Annotated in this window: 7 protein-coding genes and 1 rRNA gene; 3 read left to right on the top strand and 5 right to left on the bottom strand. The window is 73.4% G+C overall.

What is annotated here, in order from left to right; genetic code table 11:
• Positions 1-85: ribosomal RNA gene (rrf, locus tag ACFYXA_RS30360) — 5S ribosomal RNA — on the top strand; the annotation flags it as partial.
• A gap of 95 nt (positions 86-180) precedes the next feature.
• On the opposite strand, the gene ACFYXA_RS30355 is transcribed toward rrf, so the two are convergent.
• The 5 genes from ACFYXA_RS30355 to ACFYXA_RS30335 are packed head-to-tail and all read right to left on the bottom strand — an operon-like array spanning position 181 to position 5,854.
• Positions 181-1,491, bottom strand: coding sequence for a DUF58 domain-containing protein (locus ACFYXA_RS30355; protein ID WP_389038882.1), 1,311 nt, complete (start codon positions 1,489-1,491; stop codon positions 181-183).
• Positions 1,491-2,480 carry an AAA family ATPase gene (locus tag ACFYXA_RS30350; protein ID WP_389038879.1) on the bottom strand — a complete coding sequence of 330 codons (990 nt, stop codon included), beginning with the start codon at positions 2,478-2,480 and terminating at the stop codon, positions 1,491-1,493. The genes ACFYXA_RS30355 and ACFYXA_RS30350 overlap by 1 nt, the downstream gene beginning before the upstream one ends.
• Entirely contained in the window at positions 2,480-3,697 is a 1,218-nt protein-coding gene (locus ACFYXA_RS30345; protein ID WP_389038876.1) for a DUF4350 domain-containing protein, read from the bottom strand. The genes ACFYXA_RS30350 and ACFYXA_RS30345 overlap by 1 nt, the downstream gene beginning before the upstream one ends.
• The gene (locus ACFYXA_RS30340) at positions 3,694-4,488 is read right to left on the bottom strand and encodes a DUF4129 domain-containing protein (protein ID WP_389038873.1); all 795 of its coding nucleotides are present in this window, start codon (positions 4,486-4,488) and stop codon (positions 3,694-3,696) included. Before ACFYXA_RS30340 ends, ACFYXA_RS30345 begins: the two co-directional genes overlap by 4 nt.
• 4 nt (positions 4,489-4,492) lie before the next feature.
• Positions 4,493-5,854 (bottom strand): glycerophosphoryl diester phosphodiesterase membrane domain-containing protein, encoded by a 1,362-nt coding sequence (locus ACFYXA_RS30335; RefSeq protein ID WP_389038870.1) that lies wholly within the window; start codon positions 5,852-5,854, stop codon positions 4,493-4,495.
• A gap of 138 nt (positions 5,855-5,992) precedes the next feature.
• On the opposite strand from ACFYXA_RS30335, the gene mtnA reads away from it, so the two are divergent.
• Positions 5,993-7,135 (top strand): S-methyl-5-thioribose-1-phosphate isomerase, encoded by a 1,143-nt coding sequence (mtnA, locus tag ACFYXA_RS30330; protein WP_389038867.1) that lies wholly within the window; start codon positions 5,993-5,995, stop codon positions 7,133-7,135.
• Positions 7,136-7,338: 203 nt separating this feature from the next.
• Entirely contained in the window at positions 7,339-8,028 is a 690-nt protein-coding gene (gene mtrA, locus ACFYXA_RS30325) for a two-component system response regulator MtrA (protein WP_207228638.1), read from the top strand.
• The last annotated feature ends 2 nt before the right edge of the window (positions 8,029-8,030 follow it).

Genomic DNA, 8,030 nt, shown 5'->3' with positions numbered 1-8,030 from the left:
TTACATTCCGAACCCGGAAGCTAAGCCTCACAGCGCCGATGGTACTGCAGGGGGGACCCTGTGGGAGAGTAGGACGCCGCCGAACAATCATTCAAGAAAGCCCCGTGCCATCGGCACGGGGCTTTCTTTGTTTTCTGGCCCCGGGAAAGGGCAGTTCGCCCCGGAGCTCGGGCACGTTGCTCAGAGGCGTCCCGCGGATTTCAGAGCGAGATAGGCGTCCGCCAGCGCCGGCGCCAGCTCGTCCGGGGTGGCGTCTACGACCGTGACCCCGTGGCGGCGGAGCTTCTCCGCGGTGCGATGACGTTCCGCCTGGTGTTGGGCGGCGGCTGCGGCCTCGTACACCCTCTCCGTGGTGCCGCGACCCGTCGCCATGCGGGCGATGTGCGGGTCGGCGACGGAGGCGACCAGAACCGTGTGCCGCTGCGTGAGTTGAGGGAGCACCGGCAGCAGGCCTTCCTCGACGGGGGCGGCGTCCAGCGCCGTCAGGAGGACGATCAGGGAGCGGCGGGGTGCTGTGCGCAGGGCGGTCGCGGTGAGACCGCGGGCGTCCGTCTCGGTGAGCTCCGGTTCCAGGCCGGCCATCGCCGTGACAAGGGAGGGGAGGAGGTCACGCGAGGTGCGGCCCTGGACGTGGGCGCGGACGCGGCGGTCGTATGCGAGGAGGTCGACGCGGTCGCCGGCGCGGGACGCCAGGGCGGCCAGGAGGAGGGCCGCGTCCATGGAGGCGTCGAGGCGGGGGGCGTCGCCGACGCGGGCCGCCGAGGTGCGGCCGGTGTCGAGGACCAGCAGGATGTGCCGGTCGCGTTCGGGACGCCAGGTGCGGACGGCGACGCTCGTCTGTCGGGCGGTGGCGCGCCAGTCGATGGAGCGGGTGTCGTCGCCGGGGACGTAGGCGCGCAGGCTGTCGAACTCCGTGCCCTCACCTCGGGTCAGGACGCTGGTGCGGCCGTCGAGTTCGCGGAGCCGCGCGAGTTTCGCGGGCAGATGCTTGCGGCTGGCGAACGGCGGGAGCACCCGCACTGTCCAGGGGACCTTGTGGGTGCCCTGGCGGGTGAACAGGCCGAGGGGGCCGTAGGAGCGGATGGTGACGCGGTCGGCGTGACGGTCGCCCCGGCGGGTGGGGCGCAGCCGGGTGGTGATGAGGCGGCGTTCGCCTGCGGGGACGGTGAGGCGGTGGCGGGAGGCGGTGGTCTCCGTGCCGGGTTGCCAGCTGCTGGGGGGCCAGGCGTCGCGCAGGTGGGCGCGCAGGGTGCGGCGGGAGGGGTTGGTGAGGGTGAGGGTGACGTCGGCGGTGTCGCCGAGGCGTACGGAGGTGTCGCCGGAGCGGGTCAGGAGCAGGCGGCGCACGGGGGCGGCGAGGGCGTAGTCGCAGGCGCAGGCGAGCGCGAGGGGGGTGTTGACGGCGAGGATGCCCGTCCAGCCGGGTTCGAGGATGCCGACGGGGAGGGAGGCGAGGGCCGCGAGGAGTGCGGCGCGTCCGGTGGGGGCCATCAGCGGGGGACGGGGACGTGGGTGAGGATCGCGGTGATGACCGAGTCGGCGGTGACGCCTTCCATCTCGGCCTCCGGTCGGAGTTGGACGCGGTGGCGGAGGGTGGGCAGCGCGAGGGCTTTGACGTCGTCAGGGATGACGTAGTCGCGGCCGGTCAGCCAGGCCCAGGCGCGTGCGGTGGACAGCAGGGCCGTGGCGCCCCGGGGGGACGCGCCGAGGGTGAGGGAGGGGGATTCTCGGGTGGCGCGGCAGATGTCGACGACGTATGCGGTGATCTCGGGGGAGACGGTCGTCTTGGCGACGGCGGCGCGGGCGGCGTCCAGTTCGGCGGGGCCGGCCACGGGGCGTACGCCGGCGGCGTGCAGGTCGCGGGGGTTGAAGCCGTCGGCGTGGCGGGTGAGGACGGCGATCTCGTCCTGGCGGGTGGGGAGGGGGACGGTGAGTTTGAGGAGGAAGCGGTCCAGTTGGGCTTCGGGGAGGGGGTAGGTGCCTTCGTACTCGACGGGGTTCTGGGTGGCGGCGACGAGGAACGGCTCGGGCAGGGGGCGGGGGGTGCCGTCGACGGTGACCTGGCGTTCCTCCATCGCTTCCAGGAGGGAGGACTGGGTCTTGGGCGGGGTGCGGTTGATCTCGTCGGCGAGGAGGAGGTTGGTGAAGACGGGGCCGGGCTGGAAGGAGAACTCGGCGGTGCGCGCGTCGTAGACGAGGGAGCCGGTGACGTCGCTCGGCATGAGGTCGGGGGTGAACTGGACGCGTTTGGTGTCGAGTTCGAGGGCGGCGGCGAGGGCGCGGACGAGGAGGGTCTTGGCGACTCCGGGGACGCCTTCGAGCAGGACGTGTCCTCGGCACAGGAGGGCGACGACGAGGCCGGTGACGGCGGGGTCCTGGCCGACCACGGCCTTGGCGATCTCGGCGCGCAGGGCTTCCAGCGAGGCTCGGGCGTCGCCCCGGTGCCCGGTGTTCCCGGCGTTGTCAGTGGTCGGGTCCATCATGGACGGCGTACCTCTCTTTCGAGGGCGTCGAGTCGTTCGGCGAGTGCGGTCAGGGCCGTGTCGTCGGCGGGTGGCGGGCCGAAGAGGAGGGTGTGCAGGGCCGCGTGCCGGTCGCCGTGGAGGTGGGTGGCGAGGGCGGGCAGGAGTGCTTCGGGCGTGTGGGCCTGGGCGGCGGGGATGCCGAGGAGAGGGGCGAGGCGGGTGCGGGTGGCGGAGCGAAGAGCGGTGGCGGCGCGGTCGCGGGCGTCGGCCTTGCGGTAGAGGCGCGCGCGGCCTTCGACGGTTTCGGAGGCGCGGATCGCGACGGGGAGTCGTTCGGGCACGAGGGGGCCGAGCCGGCGTGCCCGCCAGAGGGCGGCGAGGGCTGCGGCGGCGAAGAGTTGGAGTGTGCCCCAGATCCATCCGGAGGGGATCAGGTCGAAGAAGCTCTTGGTGTCTTGTTCCGGGGCGGAGGTGTCGGCGGGGGAGGGGAGGTACCAGACCAGGTGGGGGCGGGTGCCGAGGAGTTGGAGGGCGAGGGAGGCGTTGCCGTGCCGGTCGAGGCGGTTGTTGTGGAGGATGTCGGGCGCGCCGAGGACGACTGTGTCGCCGGTGCCGGAGGCGGCGGGGATGCGCAGCAGGGTGGCCAGGCGGTTGCTGGGGTAGCACTCGTCGGCGTCGCCGAGGGTGGTGGTGTAGCGGATGCCGCCGGTGTCGGCGGTGCCGGCGCGGCGGGCGGCGGGCAGGGCGCATCGGGGGGAGAGGGTGGAGGTGCGGCTGGCGGCGAGGGCTGCTGTGACGCCGGGTGCGAGGGTGTGCACGGAGTGGCTGCCGGGGGCGATGAGGAGGGTGCGGCCGGCGGAGGCGTCGATGGTGGTGTGCAGCAGGGCTTGTTGACGGTCGGTCAGGAGGTCGGGTGCGGTGACGAGGAGGGTGGTGTCGGGGCCGGTGGCTGCGCGGGCCTCGGTGAGGGTGGTGACGACGCGGGTGGTGACGCCGTGGTCGGCGAGGAGTTGGGAGACGGCGCGGCTGCCGTAGGGGTCGGCGGAGCGGGGGTCGAGGGCGCCGTGGCGGGCGTCGGAGCGGAGTACGGCGAGGACGGCGGCGCCGGCGAGGAGGAGCACGCAGGCGAGGGCGATGCCTCGGCCGCGGGTCCACAGGTGGCGGGCGGTGGGCGAAACCGAGGTCTGCGCGGGGGCGGTCGCGGTGGGGTCGGGGGTGGCCGTGGTGGTCATCCGGCGGTTCCCCGGTGGGTGGGGTGGGCTGTGTGGGGGGTGCTGGTGTGGGTGAGGTGCGGCTTGGTGGTGGCCAGGTCGCGGTCGAGGCCGGTGATGCGGTCGTACGTCTCGCGGGTCGCCGTGCGGCCGCCGTATGTGACGTCGTCGAAGTCGCGGGCTGCGGCGCGCAGCCGGTCGGTGTGGGCGGGCAGGGTGCGGCCGGCTTCGGCGGCGGCCTCGTCGGCGGTGCGGCCGGGGCGGGCGTCGAGGAGGGCGCGTTCCTCCAGGGAGCGGACGACGGCCCGCATGCGTTCCTGGACGGCCTGGCTGAAGTGGCCTTGCACGGCGTGCGATTCGGCGGCGGCGCGGTGCTCGGCGGCGCTGCGGGGCCGGTCGTCGAACAGGGTGGGTGCGGCGGCGGGTCGGCGGCGGGGTGTGCCCAGGCGCCACCAGAGGGCGCTCACGACGGCGACGACGGCCGCGGTGACGACGAGCAGGCCGAGTGCGCCGCCCGGGGTGGCGGTGGCGGCGGCGCCGAACAGGCTGTCGATCCAGTTCCAGAGGGCGTCGAGGGCGCGTTCGAAGAGGTTGGGGTCGTTCTGGTGGTACAGCTGCTTGGACAGCTCGCGTCGGGCTTCCTCGCGCGCGGGGTCGCGGGGGATGGTCACCGGCGGTTCGCCGCCCGTGGATGCCCATGACAGGGCGGGGCCGTCCCCGGCGCGTAGCAGGGCGTGCAGGGGACGGCCGAGGGCCGGGGTCGGCTGTGGTGGCGCCGGGACCGCCGTGAGGACTTCCCCCGCCCAGCTCACCGCATCAGCTCCCCGGGGTGGCGCCGGCGGCGGTGCCGGTGTGGCCCGGGACGCCGGCGGCGCGGGCCAGGTCGAGGTCGAGGGCCTCGCGGCGGATGCGCTGGTCGATGTAGAGCAGGACGACGACGCCGGCCGTGAGCGGGAAGGTGACCAGCGAGCCGATCACCGAGCCGATCCCGGCGACGACGAGGTAGGTCCAGCTGAGGTTGGAGCCGCCCTGTGCGAACGCTTCGAGGCCGCCGTCGCTGAGGATGCCGCCCGCGAGGGCGAAGGGGACGGCGACGATCATGGCGACGATGTTCGCGATGAGCATCGACAGCAACTGGATGCCGAAGACCCGCCACCAGGAGCCGCGGACGAGCTTGGCGGAGCGGCTGAGCGCCTTGGTGACGCTCTGCTTCTCCAGCATCAGCGCGGGCGAGGCGAGGGAGAAGCGGACCATCAGCCACACGGTGACGGCGAGGGCGGCGAGCATGCCCAGCGCCGCGAGGGCGCCGCCGCCGGGGCCGCCGAGCAGCGCGCCGGGCAGGACGCCCACGGCGCCGATGACGGCCACGATGAGCAGCAGGAGGAAGATCAGGCCGAACAGCTTCGGCAGTCGGGGGCGGGCCTCCCGCCAGGCCTCGCCGGTGGTGACGGGCTTGCCGAGGACGGCGCGGCTGGTGACCGCCGTCAGCAGGGCGGTCGCCGTGATCGTGCCGATCAGCGAGACGAGGGCGAGGACACCGGAGCTGACCATGACGTCGCCCATGGCGCCGGTCTTCTCGTCGACGGTGGCGGTCGGGTCGGTGAGGAGGGCGGTGCTGTCGGCGGTGTCGTTGAGGACCAGGCCTTGCAGGAGGACGAGGACGACTTCCACGACGACGGCGACGGTGAGGGAGATGCCGAGGACCGTGCGCCAGTAGGTGCGCATGGTGGTGACCGCGCCGTCGAGGATCTCGCCCACGCCGAGGGGGCGCAGCGGGATCACGCCGGGCTTGGCCGCGGGAGGGGGGCCGCCCCATCCGGCGCCCCAGCCGGCGCCGGGGCCCTGGTGGCCGTATCCGTAGCCTGCGTATCCGGGGCCGCCTTGCCCGGGGCTCGCGGGGCCGGCGCCCCAGCCGGCGGGGCCACCCTGTTGAGCCGGGTTGTGCGCCGGGTTCTGGGGGCCTGCGGGCGCGGACCACTGGGCGGGCGGCGGCTGTTCCTTCGACCACTTCGCGCCGGGGCCCTGCGCGGGTGCGCCCGGCTCGTCAGCGGCATGGGTGCCGTCGGGCCGGTCGGCGGGTTCGGCGGGCGAAGTGGGCGCGGCGGGCGAGGACGCCCCGGGCTCCTGTCCGTCGGACGGGGCGGATCCGGGCGAGGCCCAGCCCGGAGAGTCGTTCATCGTCGCTCCTTCTCGGTGCCCGTCCGCGGGCGGTCGCAGGTTGGCAGCCATCGTGCCATGGGGTGGTTCTCGCGTGACCGGCCGCGGTCAGGGCTGCATGCCTTCAATTGTCCGCCCCATAACGGGCAGACTGACGACATGGCTGATCAGTACGCGCAATCCGGCGAGGACAAGCGGCCCACCGACATGCCCGCCATCCGCTGGGAGGAACCACCCGAAGGGCCCGTGCTGGTGCTCCTGGACCAGACGAGGCTGCCTGCCGAGGAGGTCGAACTGGTCTGTACGGACGCGTCCACGCTGGTGGAGGCGATCCGTTCGCTCGCCGTGCGCGGGGCGCCGCTGCTCGGGATCGCCGGGGCGTACGGCGTCGCGCTCGCCGCCATCCGCGGGTTCGACGTGGACGAGGCGGCGGCCGCGCTGGCGGGGGCCCGGCCCACCGCGGTGAACCTGTCCGTCGGCGTGGAGCGGGCCCGCACCGCCTACCGGGCGGAGCTCGCCCGGGGCGGCGACCCCGACCAGGGCGCGCGGGCCGCGCTGGCCGCCGCCAGGCAGCTGCACCGGGAGGACGCCGAGGCCAGCGCCCGGATGGCCCAACACGGGCTGGCGTTCCTCGACGAGCTGTTGCCCGGCGGCGGACACCGCGTCCTCACGCACTGCAACACCGGATCGCTGGTGTCCGGCGGGGAGGGCACCGCGTTCGCCGTGGCGCTCGCCGCGCACCGGCAAGGGCGGCTGCGGCGGCTGTGGGTGGACGAGACGCGTCCGCTGCTGCAAGGCGCCCGGCTGACGGCGTACGAGGCGGCCCGCAACGGCCTGACGTACACGCTGCTCACCGACAACGCGGCCGGGTCGCTGTTCGCGGCCGGTGAGGTCGACGCGGTGCTGATCGGCGCGGACCGCATCACGGCCGACGGGTCGGTGACGAACAAGGTGGGCAGCTATCCGCTCGCCGTGCTCGCCCGCTACCACCATGTGCCGTTCATCGTGGTGGCTCCGGTGACCACGGTCGACCCGCACACCCCGGACGGGACGTCCGTCGAGGTCGAGCAGCGCCCCGGCTACGAGGTCACCGAGATCACGGCTCCCCAGGTGCAGGTCACGGGCGCGGGCGGCGGCATCCCGATCGCCCCTCTGGGAACCCAGGCGTACAACCCGGCGTTCGACGTGACGCCGCCCGAACTGGTGACGGCGATCGTCACGGAACAGGGCGTGGTCTCACCCGTGACCGCCGGGGCGCTGGAGGAACTGTGCGCGCGAGCCCGCCGGGAGGACACCGCCTGACTCATTCCCCGGCGTCACGATATGGGCCCACGCCGACGACGACTCAGCGCGGGCCCACCCTGCCGCCGTGCCGACGGAGGTGCTGACATCAGCGCTGACAGCAACGGCAGCGGGCGGGGGCAGACAGTGACCGTCCCGTACGACTAAGGTCGCTGGCCGGTGACCCTGCTCACCTGCGCCGCCTTCACCGTTATGAGAATGGGATGATGTCGTTTATGAAGGGACGAGTCCTTGTCGTCGACGACGACAGCGCACTGGCCGAGATGCTCGGCATCGTGTTGCGCGGTGAAGGTTTTGAGCCGTCTTTCGTAGCGGACGGCGACAAGGCGCTGGCTGCTTTCCGTGAGGCGAAGCCCGATCTGGTGCTGCTGGACCTGATGCTGCCCGGACGGGACGGCATCGAGGTGTGCCGCCTGATCAGGGGCGAGTCCGGGGTGCCGATCGTGATGCTCACCGCCAAGAGCGACACCGTGGACGTCGTCGTGGGCCTGGAGTCCGGCGCCGACGACTACATCGTGAAGCCGTTCAAGCCGAAGGAGCTCGTGGCCCGCATCCGGGCACGGCTGCGCAGGTCGGAGGAGCCCGCGCCGGAGCAGCTCGCCATCGGCGACCTCGTCATCGACGTGGCCGGCCACTCCGTGAAGCGCGACGGGCAGTCCATCGCGCTGACGCCGCTGGAGTTCGACCTGCTGGTCGCGCTCGCCCGCAAGCCGTGGCAGGTGTTCACCCGCGAAGTGCTGCTCGAACAGGTGTGGGGTTACCGGCACGCCGCCGACACCCGCCTCGTCAACGTGCACGTGCAGCGGCTGCGCTCCAAGGTCGAGAAGGACCCCGAGCGACCGGAGATCGTCGTGACCGTCCGCGGCGTCGGATACAAGGCCGGACCGAGCTGATC

The sequence above is a fragment of the Streptomyces sp. NPDC002566 genome (genome assembly GCF_042889585.1).
Lineage (GTDB): Bacteria > Actinomycetota > Actinomycetes > Streptomycetales > Streptomycetaceae > Streptomyces.
The sequence above is the reverse complement of the archived record's forward strand: the minus strand, read 5'-3'. Positions and strand labels throughout refer to the sequence as shown.

Coding starts and splice junctions, on each gene's coding strand:
- ACFYXA_RS30355 (WP_389038882.1), bottom strand. CDS start 1,491: ATGGCCCCCACCGGACGCGCCGCACTCCTCGCGGCCCTCGCCTCCCTC.
- ACFYXA_RS30350 (WP_389038879.1), bottom strand. CDS start 2,480: ATGGACCCGACCACTGACAACGCCGGGAACACCGGGCACCGGGGCGAC.
- ACFYXA_RS30345 (WP_389038876.1), bottom strand. CDS start 3,697: ATGACCACCACGGCCACCCCCGACCCCACCGCGACCGCCCCCGCGCAG.
- ACFYXA_RS30335 (WP_389038870.1), bottom strand. CDS start 5,854: ATGAACGACTCTCCGGGCTGGGCCTCGCCCGGATCCGCCCCGTCCGAC.
- mtnA (WP_389038867.1), top strand. CDS start 5,993: ATGGCTGATCAGTACGCGCAATCCGGCGAGGACAAGCGGCCCACCGAC.
- mtrA (WP_207228638.1), top strand. CDS start 7,339: ATGATGTCGTTTATGAAGGGACGAGTCCTTGTCGTCGACGACGACAGC.